This is a genomic window from Psychrobacter sp. P11G5, assembly GCF_001593305.1.
In the GTDB taxonomy this organism is placed as follows: Bacteria; Pseudomonadota; Gammaproteobacteria; order Pseudomonadales; family Moraxellaceae; genus Psychrobacter.
Genome location: NZ_CP012533.1, coordinates 1906738 through 1927070, shown reverse-complemented (window position 1 = coordinate 1927070; position 20333 = coordinate 1906738). Strand labels below are relative to the sequence as shown.

At 42.1% G+C, this 20333-nt stretch carries 12 protein-coding genes; 8 read left to right on the top strand and 4 right to left on the bottom strand.

The window, feature by feature from the left end:
- Positions 1 to 566: 566 nt before the first annotated feature.
- The 3 genes from rpoD to AK825_RS07780 form a co-directional block, all read right to left on the bottom strand.
- Complete coding sequence (gene rpoD / locus AK825_RS07790) at positions 567 to 2465, bottom strand: RNA polymerase sigma factor RpoD (protein WP_068036027.1); 1899 nt, start codon at positions 2463 to 2465, stop codon at positions 567 to 569.
- A gap of 418 nt (positions 2466 to 2883) precedes the next feature.
- Entirely contained in the window at positions 2884 to 5097 is a 2214-nt protein-coding gene (locus tag AK825_RS07785) for a CHC2 zinc finger domain-containing protein (protein WP_068036025.1), read from the bottom strand.
- Between the two features lie 307 nt (positions 5098 to 5404).
- Complete coding sequence (locus AK825_RS07780; RefSeq protein ID WP_068036023.1) at positions 5405 to 6583, bottom strand: outer membrane protein assembly factor BamD; 1179 nt, start codon at positions 6581 to 6583, stop codon at positions 5405 to 5407.
- 697 nt (positions 6584 to 7280) lie between these two features.
- Here AK825_RS07780 and AK825_RS07775 point away from each other — a divergent pair.
- Positions 7281 to 8477 carry an RluA family pseudouridine synthase gene (locus AK825_RS07775; protein WP_082787280.1) on the top strand — a complete coding sequence of 399 codons (1197 nt, stop codon included), beginning with the start codon at positions 7281 to 7283 and terminating at the stop codon, positions 8475 to 8477.
- 3 nt (positions 8478 to 8480) lie between these two features.
- Positions 8481 to 9425 carry a peptidoglycan editing factor PgeF gene (gene pgeF, locus AK825_RS07770; protein WP_068036020.1) on the top strand — a complete coding sequence of 315 codons (945 nt, stop codon included), beginning with the start codon at positions 8481 to 8483 and terminating at the stop codon, positions 9423 to 9425.
- 98 nt (positions 9426 to 9523) lie between these two features.
- Here the strand turns inward: pgeF and AK825_RS07765 are convergent, their stop codons facing one another.
- Positions 9524 to 10783, bottom strand: coding sequence for a YeeE/YedE family protein (locus tag AK825_RS07765; protein WP_068036018.1), 1260 nt, complete (start codon positions 10781 to 10783; stop codon positions 9524 to 9526).
- 642 nt (positions 10784 to 11425) lie between these two features.
- Between AK825_RS07765 and AK825_RS07760 the strand changes: the two genes are divergently transcribed.
- The 6 genes from AK825_RS07760 to AK825_RS07735 all read left to right on the top strand — a co-directional run bounded on the left by AK825_RS07760 (position 11426) and on the right by AK825_RS07735 (position 20284).
- The gene (locus AK825_RS07760) at positions 11426 to 12034 is read left to right on the top strand and encodes a flavodoxin family protein (protein ID WP_068036016.1); all 609 of its coding nucleotides are present in this window, start codon (positions 11426 to 11428) and stop codon (positions 12032 to 12034) included.
- 1002 nt (positions 12035 to 13036) lie between these two features.
- Positions 13037 to 14476: a cytochrome c gene (locus AK825_RS07755; protein WP_068036014.1), complete on the top strand. Its 1440-nt coding sequence runs from the start codon at positions 13037 to 13039 to the stop codon at positions 14474 to 14476.
- 200 nt (positions 14477 to 14676) lie between these two features.
- Positions 14677 to 16278 carry a flavin monoamine oxidase family protein gene (locus AK825_RS07750; RefSeq protein WP_068036012.1) on the top strand — a complete coding sequence of 534 codons (1602 nt, stop codon included), beginning with the start codon at positions 14677 to 14679 and terminating at the stop codon, positions 16276 to 16278.
- Positions 16279 to 16334: 56 nt separating this feature from the next.
- Complete coding sequence (locus AK825_RS07745; protein WP_227514036.1) at positions 16335 to 16949, top strand: cytochrome c; 615 nt, start codon at positions 16335 to 16337, stop codon at positions 16947 to 16949.
- Between the two features lie 323 nt (positions 16950 to 17272).
- Entirely contained in the window at positions 17273 to 18601 is a 1329-nt protein-coding gene (locus tag AK825_RS07740; RefSeq protein ID WP_068036010.1) for a cytochrome c, read from the top strand.
- A gap of 81 nt (positions 18602 to 18682) precedes the next feature.
- Complete coding sequence (locus AK825_RS07735) at positions 18683 to 20284, top strand: flavin monoamine oxidase family protein (RefSeq protein WP_068036008.1); 1602 nt, start codon at positions 18683 to 18685, stop codon at positions 20282 to 20284.
- Positions 20285 to 20333 lie beyond the last annotated feature (49 nt).

The following is a 20333-nucleotide window of genomic DNA, read 5'->3' as shown; positions in this document are numbered from 1 at the left end:
GAATGTTAGATATAACTTTAGTGACTATGAAATCGATAGCATAGATTATTATCATAAAGCTATCTGATTAAAATCTTCCAAGTTAGTGTCTACGGGATTGACAGCATAGGTCAAAGCCAGTAATGAGCAACATCTTGGAAGGTAGTGTTTAAAGAATTGGTTTGTTCTATGCGTTTATTATCACGGTGAGCTATCGGATCTATGCCTTGCGCTAACAAGCTAAGATTATCATTATATGCTTGCCGTGCAAGTTCAAACGTTAAGGCTAGGTAAAGTCCTAGTGTCATTTCCTTGCATTTAATAGTTGCTGGATGTGTGTAAAGGTGTTGGAATTCGACATTCTCACTACGTATGCGTAAACGTAAGCCGTATAGCCGCGAATGGTGTGATAAACACGCTTTTGGCCTTGTGCACTTTTGATAGATTTTTTAACTTGAGTCTCTTGTAGTGAAAGGACTATAGCGTTATCACATGGTATCTAACAGGCACAAAAAAGCTGAGACATGCTCAGCTTTTTTGATTTTCTTTTCAGAACGTTTATATAAGTTCAGCAATTCCTATATAAATTAGTCGTTTTCAAGGAAAGAGCGTAAATGCTCAGAACGTGAAGGATGACGTAACTTACGTAGCGCTTTTGCTTCAATTTGACGAATACGCTCACGAGTCACATCGAACTGCTTACCGACTTCTTCCAAAGTATGATCGGTTGGCATATCAATACCGAAACGCATTTTTAGTACACGCGCTTCACGCTCAGTTAGGTTACCTAATACGTCACGAGTGGCTTCACGTAGACCAGCAGATGTTGCATCATCAACAGGACTTGAAATCGTTGAGTCTTCAATAAAGTCGCCTAAGTGCGAATCTTCATCATCACCGATAGGAGTCTCCATTGAGATAGGCTCTTTGGCAATCTTCAGCACTTTACGAACTTTAACTTCGTCCATCTCTAAGCGTTCGCCTAATTCCTCAGGCGTTGGCTCACGTCCCATCTCTTGTAGCAACTGACGTGAGACACGGTTTATCTTGTTGATGGTCTCAATCATGTGTACCGGAATACGAATGGTACGTGCTTGGTCAGCGATAGAGCGGGTGATAGCCTGACGAATCCACCATGTTGCATAAGTCGAGAACTTATAACCACGGCGATATTCAAATTTATCAACCGCTTTCATTAAACCGATGTTACCTTCCTGAATCAAATCCAAGAACTGTAAACCACGGTTAGTATATTTTTTAGCAATAGAGATTACTAAGCGTAAGTTGGCCTCAACCATTTCCTTCTTCGCACGGCGAGCTTTGGCTTCACCAATCGCCATACCACGTGCCACATCTTTCATGTCGTGGATTTCCATGTCGAGCTTTTGCTCGTAATCACGGATTTTACGTTGTAATAAAATGACATCATCAATGACTTTTTCTAGGGTCTCAGCAAAAGCAGGCTTGCCTTTAAGACGCTCAGTGAGCCAATCAACGTTGGTTTCATTACTTGGGAAAGTTTTACGGAATTCAGAACGCGGCATACGACCACGGCGAATAACCAAGCGCATAATCTGGCGTTCTTGCTTACGTACGTCATCATAGACGTCATGCATGATAGCCATGACTTGATCTGACATGCGGTTGTTAAGCTTCAACATCATAAAGCGGCTGGCAAGTTGCTCATAAGCTTCGTCAGCTTGCGTACTGCCACGACCATAATCGAGCAAGGCTTGTTTGGCTTTGATAAATAGATGTTCGATCTCTTCTAGACGAAGACGCACTTCTTCTGGATCGATACCACCAGTTTCTTCTTCGACATCATCTGCATCAGCGTCATCTACGTCGTCGCTATCATCGTCGTCATCTTTTTCGGCTTTAGCGATAGCTTTTGACTTCATCACTAAAATTTTCTCTTTTTCTCTTTCTTTTTCTTCTTTTGCTGCTGCTATATCTTCGTCTGTTTCAGGGTCTAAAAAACCTGTGATGACGTCAGATAGCTTTTTATCACCATCCACTACGCGCTGATATTCATCAAGAACGAATTGTACTGTACCAGGCCAATAAGCCATGGCATGCTGCACATCACGAATACCTTCTTCGATACGCTTAGCAATGGCAATTTCGCCCTCACGCGTTAACAAATCGACCGTACCCATCTCACGCATATACATACGGACAGGATCGGTAGTACGACCAGGCTCAGTCTCAACAGAGGCTAATACTGCCGCTGCTTCGTCAGCTGCCATATCGTCATCGCTTGAGTCATCGTTCATCAAGATGTCATCAGCATCAGGCGCGGACTCAAAGATTTTGATACCGACGTCAGTTAGCATCTGGACAATGTCTTCGATCTGATCGCTTTCTGTAATGGAGTCGGGCAGTTGGTCATTCACCTCAGCATAGGTAAGATACCCTTGCTCTTTGCCCATTTGAATTAAGGTGGCCAGTTGAGACGTGGACTTAGAAACTGACTTATCGTTCATAAATACTCACTTGCTTGCGTCGGACATTTCCGTGATATGACGTGCCATCGCTTGCTGGGTGCGTGGATCTAATCAATAGATTGATCACAAAAAGGCGTAGGGGATGTCAATAATAACGAAAATGAGTTGATATGAATAAAGGCTCAAAAAACTACAATAAAATTGCTCAATAAAACTTACTAAAAATACTACTCAAAAAATAAGGCGATATGACCGTATCTAAAATGACAGTCAATATTCACAGCCGCATAGTTTAACACAGACCACCGCTATCGAGCACGGTACAGTCAATTAGTTGCTACTTATATCTTATTATAAATGTGTGCTAGCCATAATCATAAATGATGGGGGCGATGTACAATGTTTTAAAGGGTTGGTTCTTTATTAGCTATCTACTATCTGCTTAATAGCTAATAAATCAAGATTTAACAGTGGCCATTTGCGCTGACTGTTCTGCTTGCTGCGCACGTAACCAGTCATTTAATAGTTGTGTCTGCTTGCGTACGATGGCAAGTCTGACATGATCTGGGTTTTTGATTAGATCCTGCATCTTTTTTTGCATATGAAGTTTAAGCAGCTGCATGACTAAGTTTTCGACCAGCTCATCAACACTCAAAATATTTCTAGTCGTTAGTGTCTTATAAAAAGCGCCCCAACTGCGGCTTAACATCTCTTGAGTAACAGGTTGTACATTCGACATAATAAAGTGTGCGGCGGCATTGGCATCTGTTGGTAGATATGCCAAACAACGCTTAATGGTATTGACCACATCGAGTAATGCGGTATCTTGCAAGTCTTCCCAAGCTAATGATCTAAAAGCATCAGCAGGCGCTTTTTGTTTGATATGAGCAGGGAAGTCTAAACTATCAATACCAGCTTGTCGCCAAATCGCCTCGATAGGGTCTTCTTGGAATATACGCGGCTGAAATAAAAAACATAGCTGCAACTGCTGGCTGATGGTCATATCGCCATCAAAATCTAGCAACGCGTCTTTGGCCTCAACGTTTTGGCTACGTTTGCCACCCAGTTTTTGATAAATGTCATTATTTAATAGATAACGAAAACTACTGCCTTTAGGTAGTGAGGTAGTCAAAGTGCGCACTTGTGACATGAGCTTGGCTTTACCTTCTGCCAATGCTAAATCATAACGCTCACTTAAATAGGCAAAAATGTATTGCGATAGCGGCATAGCATTGATGATTTGCTCACGCATAGCTTCCGCGCCATTAGCCTTGATAAACGTATCAGGATCATGGTTATTAGGCAATGATAGAAATCGCAGTTCTTTATCGTCGCTTAGGACAGGTAGAGCAACTTCAAGGGTGCGCCAAGCGGCTTTTTGCCCAGCGCTATCTCCATCAAAACTCAATGTTAGAGTGGGATTAAGGGTCAATAGACGCGAGATTTGGCTTTCATTAATAGCCGTGCCCATGGATGCCACCGCACCATAAATACCAGCTTGGTAAAGGGCAATCACATCCATATAGCCTTCGACCACTAGCCAGCGGTCTGCACGCTGTTGTCTTGATTCATAATAGCCATACAGTACATGCTGCTTATGAAAGACGGGCGAGTCTGAAGAGTTAATATATTTGGGCTTAACTTCATCATCTAACGCTCGACCGCCAAAACCAATAGTGCGTCCTTGATTGTCTCGGATTGGAAAGATGACTCGATCACGGAGCAAGTCATAATCACGTCCTGACTCTGATTGGCGTACCAGACCTAAGGCTTTGAGTCCCTCAATGTCTTGCGGGAACTGATGCTCAAGATGTTGCCAACCAAACGGCGCGTAACCAAGCCCGAAGGTCTCAAAGATATCTTCAGTAATACCGCGCGTCATAAAATAATGTTTGGCATGAGGGTGCGTGGTTAGATTGTGCTGATAAAACTTTTGAATCTGCTCCAGTAATTCATACAGATTACCGTCTTGGTCGCTTACATTATTATCATTCAGATCTACTGGATGGAATGCTACGGAATCAAATGATGCTGAACCATCCGCAGGCCATGTAGGCGGGTAGTCACTGTACTCTGAACTGTCATAACTTGTGCCATCATAGGGACTGTCTGTGAGCGAGCTACTATAGCTTGCATCGTCATAATTGGGCGGACTTGCATAGTCGTTAGTCTGCTGATACTCATATGAGTCAGAAGAAATAGACGGGATATCAGCTGACGACTGCCCATTAGATAGCGCTGTTGATTGTATATCCGATGAGGTAGGTGATGAAGTAGAGGGTGTTTGCTGTATTGACCTGGCATTTGGTCTAGATGCTGGCTTGGCTGTTGGCTTACTATTAGGTTTGTTGCGCTGATAGCTGACATTTTGCTGGTCATCTTTTGGCACTTCGATGCCAGTTTGCTTTGATAACTCATTCACCGCTTCAATAAAAGTTAGACTTTCATAGTCGCGTAAAAAGCTAATGGCATTGCCACCGACACTACAGCCAAAACAGTGGTAAATGTTCTTTTGTGGATTAACATAAAACGAAGGTGACTTTTCACCATGAAACGGACAACATCCTTTATATTCACTACCAGCACGTTTAAGCGTCGTATGACGACCAATAATACTAATCAAGTCAGCTTGGCTGTTCAGTTGTTCAAGAATATGATTAGGAATGCTCATGAGAAAAAATAATTTACCATAGGATAAGACAAGCGTTATTTTAGCACTTTTATTTTTGTATTATTCTAAACCGTTAAATCAAATCCATAGCAAAGCTGAGAGAAGTGATAAGTATTTAAAGCAATAATAAAATAGCCTAAGCAATGAATAGATAACTAAATTCAAAATATTAGCGTTTCATCTATCATTATATAAGATGCAGAATTTGTAAAAAATCAATAGGAAAGTAAGGCCAACTATACAGTTGGCCCTATGGTTTATCGTAAGTTGTAGTCTATTTTAAAGGTATAACAATTACCTAGATAATTTAATTGTCATCGTCCATATCTACAGTATCATCAGTAGGTGACATAGTACTGCGAGTTGGATTCATGTTTTGTGGATTCACGGTGGCTTCTGTTGCCGCAGCACTTGGACTACCTTGACTAGATACTTGCTCAGTCACATTTTCAGGTAAACCCAAACCTATATTAACACCAGTATTGCGACGAGTTGGCGCACCACTAGCAACTGGAGAAGCAGCATTAGTAGCTGGCAATCTAAGCTGAGTAGCCGCTCGAACTATTTGAGTTTTGGTTGCTCCAGTATATTCACCATTGCTAAGCGGTGTATCTTTTAAGCTGGCACGACCAAGCTGTCCAAAGGTTAGTTTATTCAACCATGAACGGTCAGCCTTGGTAGACAACCTGACACGCCCATCGCTAGTAAGCCATTCTGGATAGTTGATCTGGAGTAGGGTTTTATATTCTTTCGCTAAGTCCGTCAATCCTAACTGCTGATGGCTGTAAGCAAGGATAGCGATCGCTTCTGGTACGGCTTCGCTCAGTGGATAATACTGGAATACCCATTTGGCACGATTTACAGCGGCTACATGCGCTTTACGTTCGATATACCAGTTAGCAGCAGTCAACTCACTATGAGCAAATTGATTATAGATAAAAGTCATACGCTGCGCTGCATCGGGCGCATAAGGACTGTTGGGGTATTTATTGATAAGCTCTTGGAAGTTAGCAAAGGCGATACGAAAATAGGCAGTATCACGTTCAGACTGATTAAGCTTAAACAGTTTAATACCTTCAGATGAGCCTTGCATATTGGCCACACCGCGTACGTAATATGCGTAACTGACTTGCGGGTTAGCAGGGTAGAGGCTAATAAATCGATCAGCACTTGCCGCTGCTGTTTCAAAGCTGCCACTTGCATATTGAGCATACATTGTGTCAAGCAGTGCTTGCTCAGCATATTGCCCTGTAGGATAAAAAGTACGTAAATTAGTCAGGTCTTCGATAGCCTGTATATAGCGTCCCTTATCGATTTGAGCAATAGCATCACTATAGTAACCTTGCTCTGACTTTTCAGCAGTTTCGACCGCATCGCTGTCTTTGCTAGTCAGGTTTTTAAAAGTCTGACAGCCTACCAAGTTTACACTTATGGCAAGCAAGGTTATTGATGAGATTTTGATAAATGTGTTGCCAATAGGGCGCATACTTCTTCTCCGACACAAGGCGCATAATAGCGGTGGCGCTATCATACTAAGAACAAAGTTAATGATAAAAAGCTGACTATCAAGCTATAAGATAACAACGTGCAAAACAACAAAGGTATAAAACAGCAAGGTATCAAGTAAATAACTGCTCATAATTGAACATAGCTGCGGCATAGCATACAGCAAAACCACGATTACTTTATAGAATAACGTTTCCTTCGTCTATTTTTTCGTGCGCTATTTTGTAGTCAAATTACAATTAATCAGCACTATATTTATAGACAGTTATCCTTTTTATTGTTGCAAAGTTTGATGTCTATGCTTATCAGTAAAGCGTCATATGATAAATTTTGAATAGTTTAGCATGAGCGACTTTGATGGGCGACGACAAATATTGCTATTATTCCCGAATATACAGTAAATTACGGCAATGTTATATTATAGAGAGTTATATGTTAGAACGTCTAGTGGCATATGTCTCGATAGAAGATGATAGATAAGTACTCGCAACTGTAGGGCTAAAGGCTCTTGGCATGTTACACTATAGCGATATTTAACCGACTTTTTATTGTGATTTTTTAGGGTTCTAATTTTAATACCCTATGAATTGCGGCTTTATAGCTTTATAAAGTTACTCCTTATGACTTTTTCATTTATGGAAATTGTCACCTATAAATCTGCTACGAATAATAATGCTATGACCACAAATATAACACCGAAACAGATACCTGATACTGAACTATCAGCGCAACAACCATCCGTACAGGATGAATTGTTAAACGATGGCGACTTACTTGACAATGATTTAATTGATGACAATTTGCTTGACGATGAGTCAACTCTGGATTATGAAGAAATCGATGACGACGATGATGAAAGTCATGATGAAGACCAAGGTGACGATAATTCTATAGCTGGACAAGCTATACCGCAAGTTATTGATATGACCTATACCGTTACTGAAAATGAAGCGGGTTTACGTATAGACAAGCTTGCTTCACAAGTTTTCACTGACTTCTCGCGTGCGCAGCTCCAGGGCTGGGTTAGCGACGGCAGCTTGTTATATAATGGCAGCGTGCAAAAGCCTAAGCAACGCGTCAAAGCGGGAGACGTTATACATCTCTCGACGACACTGCAGCAGCACAGCGAAGATCAGCCAGAAAATATCGATATTGAAGTGGTTTATGAAGATGACGCCGTATTGGTCATCAATAAGCCTGTGGGTATGGTGGTGCATCCTGGCGCTGGTAATCAGACCGGCACTTTGGTCAACGCGCTACTGTATCACTATCCGCAGCAGCATCATTTGCCGCGTGCAGGTCTGGTACATCGTATTGATAAAGATACTTCTGGGTTATTGCTTATTGGCAAAACCAAACCCGCTCAAATGGCTTTAATGGAACAGTTGAAAGACAAATCTGTTTATCGTCATTATCAGTGTGTAGTAGCTGGCGATCAAGCAAGCCTGATGCGCCATCGTCGTATTGATGCACCGATTGGCCGTCATCGTAATCAGCGTACCAAGATGACTGTTATGACAGCTGGGCGTGAAGCGGTCACGCATTTGTTAAACGTCACTGCCCTTAATGATAATTATTGTCTATTAGATGTAGGGCTTGAGACTGGACGTACCCATCAGATTCGTGTGCACTTAAGTCATATTACCTATCCAATTGTGGGTGATCGCGTCTATGGTGGTCGTCGTCAATTACGAGCAGGCTTGACAGAGGCTCAGCGCAATGCGATTAGTAATTTTCCGCGTCAAGCATTACATGCCTATACCCTAGGCTTTGTTCATCCGACGACGGGTGAGGACATCGAAGTGACGACACCTATTCCTGAAGATATGCAGAAGTTGATGGCAGTGTTAAGTGATGGCTATGATGACGAATAAGATATGACAGACAAACTTCCCCTGACGATGCTGGCACAGCTTGATGATGTGACTGTGTTTCAGACAGCAGCCTTGCAAACGGCTGATTTTGAGGATACTGATTTTAAAAATCCAGGTCTTGAAGGTGCTGATTTTAAAAGTACAGAGTCTGAGACGTATAATCAGAAATCTCAAAAAATGCTGCAAACAGAGCAAGCAAGCTATGGTGAGTTGAACCTTGGATTGCATGTCGCTGATAACCCTGCACAAGTATTAGATAATCGTATGCGTCTATTAGCTGCTATCAACCAGCAATTAGCAACGCAGCAGCGTGCCTCTATCAAACGCTTACACTGGGTCAATCAGGTTCATGGTAAGCAGATTCATGATGTTGATGTCAGTCCGCTGAGTATGCGTCCGGTAGATGCTGATGCGCTAGTCAGTCAGCAAGCTGAACTGGGTCTAGCTATCATGACCGCAGATTGCGTACCTATTGTCTTATATCAACCAGCAAGTGGACAGATAGCAGCTATTCATGCTGGCTGGCAAGGGCTGGCGTGTGGCATTATTAAGACTACTGCTGAGCGTTTTGAGTCGGCAGAGCAGATTATAGCTTGGATTGGCGTTAGTATTAGCCAAGCGCACTATGAAGTAGGTAGCCAAGTTCGAGATAAGTTATTAGCAGGTTGTATAGAAAGTAACTCATTATCAACCGAGCATCTGGATAATTTTGCCGCGCTATTTTCTATACCAGCCAATTCTACTGATGGCAGCGATAAGATAAAGCTAGATTTACCGAAGATTGCTGCCTATCAATTAGAAACGTTAGGTATCCGTGTTTCTAACGATTCAGATATTGACTGTAGCTATGCTGATCCTCGTTATTATTCTTATCGGCGGCAGACGCATTTGCAGCAGCCAGCTACAGGGCGAATGGCATTGATTGTCGTGCGCAGTTTAGCCATTTAGGTACAATGCTTGAAAAAAATATTGGGGTATATAGAAATAAAAAATAGCAGCCTAAAACCTGCTATTTTTTATTGTCGATTCAATCTGATTACTTATTATTAGCACACAGAATCATTGGACTTCGGTACTGACAGTCCAAATAGCGGACGCAAGTATAATGCTAAGAAAGTCCCTGCCATTGCGAGTATGCCCCAAATATAACCGTGCAAACTAAAAGAAGCGATACCACCGAAGTAAGCACCGATATTACAGCCAAATGCAAGACGCGCACCGTATCCCATCATCAGTCCACCAATCACAGAAGCAGCAAAATTACCTGCAGTAATCTGGGTAAATTTGAACAAACCACCCGCTGCCGAAGCGATAAATGCGCCAATGATGATACCGATATTTAGTACAGTCGTTGAATCTGCAAAGATAGAAGCATCAAGAGCGGCAGCATTAGCCCCTTGCCAATAGCCCCAGCTGGCAACATCAACGCCCAAACCGCTAGCAATTTTAGAACCCCATAATGTAAAGGCTGAAGTAATGCCCCAAGGCTGACCACGCGTTAGTAAGGTCAATGCATTAAGTAGGGCTAGAATAATGGCCGCCGCAAACAGTGGCCAAGAGCCTCGAAAAATCCGTTTCCAACCAGATTCAGAAGGCACGGATGCCATCTTTGGTGCGTTTCTTTTTCTCTCAATGATTAACGTTACCCATGCGATTAAACCGAATAGTGCAAGCGATACTAGCCACGCGCCTGTATAACCGAGACCTGTAGAAGTAGCTAATGAATAGGGTGCATAAGCTGGCATCTCTTCTGTCCAAAATGGGAGATGATAAGCACCAATCGTGGCTCCGACTATGAAGAAGATAAAAGTTATGAACATGACAGAACGTCCACCTCCTATCGCGTAGAGCGTGCCAGAAGCACAGCCACCACCAAGTTGCATGCCAATGCCGAACACGAAAGCCCCCACGACTAAGCTGACACCCAACGGTGCGACATAGCCTGCGACTGGCCCACCAAAAATGGTGGTGCCATAGGCAAGAATTGGCGCAAACAACGTCACAGCGATAGCCAACATCAGCATATGGGAGCGCATTGCCTGCCCATTGCCTACCGCCATCATACGTCTGAACGCGGAGGTAAAACCAAAGCGAGCATGAAAGAGGGTATAACCTAGCAAAAGACCAATGCCAAGGAGCAATGATTGGGAGATGTGTTGGGTATCAAGTAAATGAATAAGCAGCAGCAGACCTGCAACTGCGCCTCCCGCTATTAATATTTTCTGCGGTGCATTTAAAGCAAGACTCTCTCTTACAATAGGATCTTTTGTGTCGTTTACCGACTGAACTCTAGTGATAGTATTCAAAGTAATAGCTTCCTTCTCCGATGCATTTGATCGGATGTTATTTTTATAAGGATTTTTAGGAATATTGGATGTAGAAGTGTGGATTCTATGTCGATTTATAGAACTTGTTGAAGTTCTACAATGAGTAACGAATCAGCGCTACATCATAGTCTTATTAGCATTAAAGTAAACAGGAAGGCACTAGAAGAATAAGAATTAGCATATAATAATATGGAATAACATATATTTGAATCAGCTCGTTTGTTATCATCGCTTTTTACTATAACAGGAGCTGGCTCGTAGCTTATGCAGACTAATATTGATTACTTACATAAGATTGGTTGATAATCTGTCAAATCTCGCTAGAGTGTGCACTAATAAAAAAAGTGTGCGCTAATAAATTAAGTGCTAACCAAGACGCATCTAATATTGATATGCTTGAATTTACTGAAGCTTGGCGCATATTATTTAGTGTGCTTTATCAACATATAGATCATGAGGGTGGCCTTTACTGCTGCTAAACAATGCAAAGTGCAGCAATGAGCCAAATGGCACTGATTATCGTGCGCCGCTCAAATTGTTATTAATCATACTTCATGAAGTTTTAAAGTATTAACTTTTAACTATTCAATTAATTATTTATTACCCATTATTAGAGTTCGTATGAATACATCTGTAGCACCGTCTTTGCAATCTTCCAATACTGATAACCTGCCAACTGTATCGATAGCGGTTATCTATCATAGTAATTATGGTCATACCAAGCGCGTAGCTGAAGCGATAGTCGAGGGTGCACGCCAACAATTACCAGAGGCGCAAGCTAAAGCTGTCGATGTTCATGACGTTGACTGGGATTTTTTGGATCAGGCAGATTTGCTCGTTTTTGGTAGTGCGGTATATATGGGCAGTGTCACGGCTGAATTTAAAACCTTTATGGATGAGACCTCCAAGCGTTGGTACCATCGAAAATGGGAAGGTAAGTGGGCAGCCGCTTTTGCTAACTCAGGTGGTCTAAGTGGTGACAAATTGGCAGTATTACAGCAGATTTCATTATATGCTATGCAGCATGGCATGAACTGGATTGGGCTACCACTTATGCCGACAGGTCATGGTGAAAATGATTTAAACCGACTATCAAGCTTCTTAGGTTTGATGACTCAGTCGCTTGATGGACCACCAGAGGAAACTCCAGGCAAAGGTGATATTGATACTGCTATTTGGTTTGGTGATCATTTGGCAAAGACCATAATCAAGCATCAGCCAGCATGTTAAGCTGATTAAAATATAGTAAGTTAATATTCATTACGTATAAAGTAGCGAATATTAAATAATGATAAAAAAGCAGACGTCAATATTGATGTCTGCTTTTTTAATGGGCGCTGTTTATATTGATTGCTATTGATTGAACGGATTATCAACCGAATTAACATTGACTAAGTTAGGGTTAGAGGTGACAGGAATAGGACTATCAAAAAACTGAATGGCTTGGCAGCCAGTAAGTAGCGTCATGATTAAAAGCACGCAGGAAAAATTGAACGATTTCATAGTAATTCTCAGCATACCTTTTGTAGTACTCAAATAGCTTACATAATAACCAAAACCTATTATTAAGCAATAGTATACTTTTGCTTAGTGTCGTTTATTTTCAAAAATATCAAATTTACTTCAACAGAAAACAGCTGATTTTTTATGTTGTATAAATTATTTATTTGTGAGTTATATATTTACATTAAAAAATCTGTCTCAGCATTTGTATATGTTATGTATACAATACTATCTGTATAAATTAGCCTAAGCGAATAAAGTAGTGAGTTTTCATGCAACTATTAAATATCGTTTTAATAAAATAATGAACTGTACTTAAGCTTAGTAGATGTTTTTAAAGCCTTTATTAGATAATTATTAAATATTATATGATTAATTATTTTGAAAATTTTGTCAAAGTTGATGTGTCAATGGTAAATTTTAATTTTTGTAAAAAAATGAGTTAAATAGGTTAATATTTAAGCAATAATAGCGAAATAGTTTTACCTTAAGAGGGTAAATATAAATTACTTGACATATAACTGTAATAATTAATGGAAATAGCTATTCATAAACGAGTAACCAACACCAATACCAACACTGAAAGTCTATACAGGACTAATCACAATAATAAGGCAGAATAGAACCGGACTGTTAGTTTTGAAAACTGTTGACTACCTTTTTCTAATTCTTTTTTATTAAGCAGCCTTAATTTTTCCAGCCACTATATGCCAGCTATATGAGGATATTATGAAGCCACTTTCTATAATGTTATCGATGCTTATTATTGGTTTCACTTCCAGCACCGTGATGGCTGAAGGAGTTAACACTCCAAGTGCAAGCTTGCCTAATGTAAGCCCTGCCAATAGCGATTTAGTCAACCGCGGTGCTTATATTGCACGTGCTGCTGACTGTATGGCTTGCCATGGCGAGGACTATACGGGGGGTGTCGCAATTGAAACTCCAATGGGTGATATTTACGCGACCAATATTACCCCGTCAAAACGCTATGGTATCGGCAACTATACCGAAGCGGATCTAAAAAAAGCGCTCCAGCAAGGCCGTGCTCCCGACCACATGATTTATCCTGCCATGCCATATCCATCTTATAACGGCATGAAAGATGAAGATGTCAGTGCGCTATTTGCTTATCTGCAGACCGTACCAGTCGTTGATGAAGCTCCTGAGTACAAAACAGATTTACCTTTTCCGTTTAACTTTCGTACCTTAATGTTAGGTTGGAACGCGATTAACATACCTTCTACAGAAAATCGTGAGGGGCTAACGCAAACGCAGCAACGCGGCGAGTACTTAGTAAATAACCTTGCTCATTGTGGCACTTGTCATACGCCGCGTAACAGTACCATGGGTTTTGATAAAGATAATTATCTGTCAGGTGCACAACTTGGCACTTGGTACGCACCAAATATCACCCCTGATAAATCGAGTGGGATAGGTAATTGGAGTGAGCAAGATATCATCACCTATTTGCGTACAGGTGAGCTGGATCAACGGGTCTTTGCTGGCGGTCCGATGGGTGAAGTGGTTGCGCACAGCACTCGCTATCTAAAAGATGCAGATTTGAATGCAATTGCCTCTTATCTTAAAGCCGTACCCGCTGTCCGAACAGATGATAAAATTCATCCGGTCGATGCATCACGTTTACCAACCCCGATTAATGAATCAATCACTCATGATCTTCTTGCTCAAAAAGATTATTTGGCACAGGCTAAAGCGGATGTTAGTGGCGGTAGTAATTCGCCCGAAGCGTTATACCTTGCTGCTTGTGGTAGCTGTCATGGGGTCGATGGTTATGGTCAGCCCGATGCCCGTTATGCACCTATTGTCGGTCTAAGTAGTATCCGACGTAATAATCCAGATGGTCTAATCAACGTTATTCTTCATGGTATTAATGGCGCAACCAATACCAGTCCTAAAATGCCTGGATTTTCAGAAGAGTTAAGCAGTCAGCAAATTGCTGGTATTACCAATTATGTACGCGTGAACTTTGGCAGTCTTGCTAGCAGTAATGTAAGTGCCGCTGATGTCGATAAAGTAATAGCATCAGAACCTGAGCAACCTTTTTTAATTAAGTATGCAGGCCTGCTTGCGATAATAGGCATCATCGTAGCTATCGTCATTATTATATTTATTATTCGGACGATTATACGTTCTAGGCGCCACAGATAATTGGAATTGATTTGTTCAGACAACCAAGCAAGTAATCTTATAAATGCGTATGAGACGCTTATTACAAGACATAGATTAAGTGCAAGACGGCAGAGGAATAGAGCTTGGCATAAGATACAGAGCGTATAAGCCAAACTAATAATAAGAGAAGTGCCTACTGCCACACCGTCACGCACGACAGTCTACTTAAGGACATTATTATGAATGACATGCCTCAATCACCAACGCGGCGCCAACTGCTCTCGATGATCGGTAAAACAGCGGGCGCAACTGCGATGTATCAAGCAATGACCACTTTAGGATTCGCTTCTGAATCTAGTTTTAAAGAATCTATGGATCTTCAAGGTGCGCCTCCCGGTGCTAGCATCGTCATCCTTGGTGCAGGTCTTGGCGGCCTTACTGCTGCCTATGAGCTGCGTAAAGCAGGTTATGATGTCAAGGTACTCGAGTTCCAAAACCGCGGTGGTGGACGCAGCTGGACGCTTAATAGCGGCGATAAATATACTGAGCTTGGCGGTGAAGAGGTTACCTGTGATTTTGAAGAAGGTAACTACTTTAACGGCGGACCATGGCGTTTGCCAAGTCACCATTATGCAGTATTTCACTATTGCAAAAAGTTTGGCGTTGAGATGCAACCCTTTGTTCAAACCAATGACCGTGCTTATTTGCATCGCTCTACTCACTTTGGCGGTGTGCCGCAGCGCTTAGGCGATGTAAAAAACGATATACAAGGTAACGTAGCCGAGCTGCTATCAAAGGCCGTTAACGTCGGAGGTCTTGATCGTTCGGTGAATACTGAGGATAAAGAGAAGTTACTTGAAGGCCTAAAAGGCTGGGGTGTGCTAGACAAAGACTATCGCTATAGAGCCAGCAATGAGACTACTAAACATCGTGGTTTTAGCGTTTTCCCTGGTGGTGGTTTGATGCCAAACGAAAAACCCTCAAAGCCTCTACCTATCAGTGAGATATTAGATTCTGGCATGTGGTCAGATATCTATAGCAATCATATGACTTATGGCCATCAACCAACGATGTTCCAGCCAGTAGGCGGTATGGGTAAAATCGGCGATGCTTTCACTCGCGAGTGCCGCGATATGATTGAGTTTAATGCCAAAGTCACCAAGATTCATCAAGATGAAAGTGGCGTCACTGTCAATTATGTCGATAGTAACAGTCCAGATGGGGCAACCAAGACTATACGTGCTGATTGGTGTGTTTGTAATATTCCGTTGACCGTATTGACTCAAATTGATATCAACGTCTCAAAGCCTATGAAAAAGGCAATGGCTGCCGTACCTTATGACACCTCTTATAAAGTTGGCCTAGAGTTCAACCGCCGTTTTTGGGAAGAAGACGAGTGGATCTTTGGCGGCTTGACCTATACTGATATGCCTATCACGCAAATCGCTTACCCTTCAGAAGACATGTTTAAAACGGGAACAGGGGTGTTACTAGGCGCATATGGCTTTGGCCCAACTTCTTATAAGTTCAACACGCTAACCCCAAAAGAGCGTATCAATGTTGCACTTGCTTATGGTAAATACATTCATCCACAGTATCCAAAAGAGTTCCGCGCAGGAACGTCAGTGGTGTGGCACCGTATCCCATGGACATTAGGTTGTTATGGTATCTGGAGTGAGTCAAGCCGTGAGCAGTATTATGATCAGTTGTGTAGTATTGACAACCGTATTGTACTGGCAGGTGAGCACTGCTCACACATTCCTGCATGGCAGGAGGGCGCTATTCTATCTGGCATTGATGCAGCCAATCGCTTACACCAAAAAGCAAAAATGCTTGGTTAATGTTGATAACTATAATAAATTCAGAGGCTATCATGGACAATATAAGCATAAAAAACATGACATCCAGAATGCTCAATATGATGTTGCTTAGTGGGATAAGCACTGCAGTATTGTTAGGCTGTAGCCAACAAGCAGATGATGTAGAGACACTGGCTAGTAAACAAGACACTGTGCAACCGGCTGATAATCAAGCCAGTCGTAATACTGGGGCTTGGGGCGGCGTGTATATGACTCGTGATGAATTAAGAGCGCCCAATATCAACATCGTTGATGACAGCTCACTGCCGAGCATGGAAAACGATCCAAGTATTGCAGAGTGGGAAACCAAGTTTGAAGGTTCAAATGCCTTTATTACTACCAATGGCGCCAAGCTATATCACGACTCTTGTGCAGGCTGTCATATGCATGAAGGTCAGGGCGCTTATGGGGCGGGCTATTACCCACCGCTAGCAGATAACAGTAAAATGCAGTCGAAATATTACATTATTGACATATTGATTAATGGCTTTCGCGGAATGCCGTCATTCCATATGATGATGAACGATGAGCAAATGGCAGCTGTTACTCAATATGTGGTCAATGATCTAAATGGTTTTAAGCAGACCGTTACTGCTAAAGATGTGGCACAGCTAAGGCATGCCAACCCACCAGGTTATGATCCAAGCGAATAAGTTTGTCATAATTAATCTTACTTAGGTAATAACTAACAATAGTAATCAATAAAAAGCTCAACAAAAAAGCGTCCAGTAATATTATTGGACGCTTTTTTGTTGCTGGCTATTACTAGAATTAGGCTAAATATTAGAGGTGATAGCTATTAAAAACGGCTTAAAATGCATCTATTCCTTCAGATGTTTTATTCCTGAGTCTTTGTAAAAAAACGTGCTTGATAGATAATTAAGCAAGCAATTTCAGTGAAATAGTTTTATTTTAGTAGAGTTGCCTCAACGTTATTTGCTAAACATTATATAGGCGACATACAAGGATGTTTATTATGAAGCCGTTTTCTGTGCTGTTGTCAGCACTTGCATTTAGTATGGCCTTTAGCACTTTGATGGCTAAAGAGATAAGCCTTCCTATTCCTAGTGCAACTTTACCCAATGTTAGCCCAGCAAATAGTCCTCTCGCTAATCGCGGTGCTTATGTTGCGCGTACCGCTGACTGTATGGCTTGTCATCGTGAAGACTATAGTGGCGGCGTAGCGATTGAAACGCCTATCGGCAATATTTATTCGACCAACATCACACCTTCTAAACGTTATGGCATTGGCAATTATACCGAAGCTGATTTTACAAAAGCTCTGCGCAAGGGACGTGCACCGGGTTACCAGCTTTATCCTGCCATGCCATATCCGTCCTATCATGGGATGACTGATGACGATATCAGTGCATTATTTGCTTATTTTCAAACTGTACCAGTCGTTGATAAACCACCTGAAAAAACCACTAAATTACCATTTCCGTTAAATATTCGCAGTTTGATGTTAGCTTGGAACGTCATCAACGTACCTTCTACTGAAAACCGTCAAGGTCTTACCCAAACGCAGCAACGTGGTGAATATCTAGTCAATAATTTAGAGCACTGTGGCACATGTCATACACCACGCAACCTTACTCAGGGTCTTAATAAAGACAAGTATTTATCTGGTGCGCTGCTTGGTAAATGGTATGCACCAAACATTACGCCTGACAACGATAGCGGGATTGGTCGCTGGAGTGAGCAAGACATTAGTATTTATTTACGTACTGGAAAGCTTGATAAACGTGCGTATGCTGGTGGGCCAATGGGTGAGGCAGTCGCGCACAGTACTCGCTATTTAACCGATGAAGACTTGATAGCAATCGCCGATTATCTAAAGGTAATACCGGCCATCAAGACCGATGATTACTTAATACCAGTGCATGTCTCACGTTTGCCACGTCCAGCCAGTGACTCTATTACTTACAACTTACTTGAGCAAAAAGACTATTTAGCGCAAGCAAAAGCCAATACCAGTATCAACGCTAATAGCAGCTCGTCAAAAGCATTGTATCTTGCTGTTTGCGCCAGTTGTCATGGTGTCGATGGTTACGCCCAGCCTGATGCACGTTATGCCTCTATCGTAGGACTAACCAGCATTCGCCGTGCTAAGCCAGATGCGCTGATTAATGTCATTGCATATGGGGCTAAAGGCGCACTAAATACAGCGCCGAAGATGCCAGGTTTTTCAAAAGAATTAACTCATGCTCAAATTGCCAGTATCGCCAATTATGTGCGAGTTAGTTTCGGTGGACTGCCAAACAGCGATGTTAGCGCCACTGATGTTAAACGCATACTGAAGTAAGTGTAAGCATCAAGACAGATCACAAAAACGCTTATCAGTATCTAATGCTATGCAGGCCTGCTTTATTACAAGGACAATATAATGAACGATATGCTTCAATCACCCACACGGCGGCAACTGCTGTCAATGATTGGCAAAACTGCTGGAGCAACAGCCATGTATCAGGCGATGACCACGCTGGGCTTTGCGTCTGAATCTAGCTTTAAGCAAGAAATGAATCTCAAGGGCGCGCCTGCTGGAGCAAGTATCGTTATCCTTGGGGCAGGCTTGGGTGGTCTCACTGCGGCTTATGAGTTACGTAAAGTGGGCTATAAAGTGACTGTTCTTGAGTATCAAAATCGTGGCGGTGGACGCAGTTGGACACTAAACAGCGGTGATAAATATACAGAGTTGGGTGGAGCTGAGGTTACTTGTGACTTTCAAAAGGGCAATTACTTTAATGGTGGCCCGTGGCGATTGCCCGTACATCACTATGCCGTATTCCATTATTGTAAAAAGTTTGGAGTCGCATTACAGCCTTTTATTCAAACCAATGACCGTGCTTATTTGCATCGTACCAATCATTTTAATGGTGCACCGCAGCGTTTAGGAGAGGTGCAAAGTGACATTCGCGGTTATGTCTCGGAGTTATTATCCAAAGCGGTTAATACTGGTGGCCTTAATAATACCGTTAATAAAGAAGACAAAGAAAAACTATTAGAAGGTTTAAAAGGTTGGGGTGTTCTTGATAATAATTATCGCTATGTCAAAAGCCATGAGACCAGCAAACATCGCGGCTATAGTGTGTATCCAGGGGGCGGGCTGATGCCTGATGCCAAGCCCTCGGCTCCGATACCAATGGACAAATTATTAAATTCGGGAATGTGGTCAGATATCTATGCCAACTACACCGTTTATGTGCATCAACCAGCGATGTTTCAGCCCGTTGGCGGTATGGGAAAAATCGGTGATGCGTTCACGCGTGAATGCCGCGATATGATTAAGTTCAATGCCAAAGTCACCAAAGTTTATCAAGACGAGACTGGTGTAACCGTTGATTATGTCGATAGTAATAACATCGATAGTGAAACCAAAACTGTACGTGCAGATTGGTGTATTTGTAATATTCCACTATCAGTATTAACCCAAATTGATATCAATGTCTCAGCACCAATGAAGCAAGCGATGGCAGCCGTCCCTTATGACAGCTCTTATAAAGTAGGTTTAGAATTCAAGCGCCGCTTTTGGGAGGAGGATGAATGGATATATGGCGGTATCACTTATACTGATATGCCTATCTCGCAAATATCTTATCCTTCACAAGACTTGTTTACTACTGGTTCAGGCGTACTACTGGGAGCTTATGGGTTTGGAGAAGCTTCCTATAAGTTTAATTCTCTAACACCAAAAGAACGAATTAATGCGGCATTAGAGTATGGTAAATACATACATCCACAATATACCAAAGAGTTCCGCTCAGGTACTTCGGTCGCGTGGCATCGTATCCCATGGTCGCTCGGTTGCTATGGGCTTTGGAGTGAATCTAGCCGTGAGCAGTATTACGATACGCTTTGCAGTATTGATCATCGAATCGTGCTGGCAGGGGAGCATTGCTCACACATTCCAGCTTGGCAGGAAGGCGCAATATTATCCGGTATGGATACAGCTAAGCGGTTACATCAAAAAGCAAAAAATCTCGGCTAATAAGGGTAACGATTAAGCAAGGATGACTATAATGAACTTAGGAGCAGTC

Excerpts from the sequence above, each read along its gene's own strand:
- AK825_RS07745 (WP_227514036.1), top strand. The coding sequence starts at position 16,335 with ATGACATCCAGAATGCTCAATATGATGTTGCTTAGTGGGATAAGCACT.
- rpoD (WP_068036027.1), bottom strand. The coding sequence starts at position 2,465 with ATGAACGATAAGTCAGTTTCTAAGTCCACGTCTCAACTGGCCACCTTA.
- AK825_RS07755 (WP_068036014.1), top strand. The coding sequence starts at position 13,037 with ATGAAGCCACTTTCTATAATGTTATCGATGCTTATTATTGGTTTCACT.
- AK825_RS07750 (WP_068036012.1), top strand. The coding sequence starts at position 14,677 with ATGAATGACATGCCTCAATCACCAACGCGGCGCCAACTGCTCTCGATG.
- AK825_RS07735 (WP_068036008.1), top strand. The coding sequence starts at position 18,683 with ATGAACGATATGCTTCAATCACCCACACGGCGGCAACTGCTGTCAATG.
- AK825_RS07760 (WP_068036016.1), top strand. The coding sequence starts at position 11,426 with ATGAATACATCTGTAGCACCGTCTTTGCAATCTTCCAATACTGATAAC.
- AK825_RS07780 (WP_068036023.1), bottom strand. The coding sequence starts at position 6,583 with ATGCGCCCTATTGGCAACACATTTATCAAAATCTCATCAATAACCTTG.
- pgeF (WP_068036020.1), top strand. The coding sequence starts at position 8,481 with ATGACAGACAAACTTCCCCTGACGATGCTGGCACAGCTTGATGATGTG.
- AK825_RS07775 (WP_082787280.1), top strand. The coding sequence starts at position 7,281 with ATGACCACAAATATAACACCGAAACAGATACCTGATACTGAACTATCA.
- AK825_RS07740 (WP_068036010.1), top strand. The coding sequence starts at position 17,273 with ATGAAGCCGTTTTCTGTGCTGTTGTCAGCACTTGCATTTAGTATGGCC.
- AK825_RS07785 (WP_068036025.1), bottom strand. The coding sequence starts at position 5,097 with ATGAGCATTCCTAATCATATTCTTGAACAACTGAACAGCCAAGCTGAC.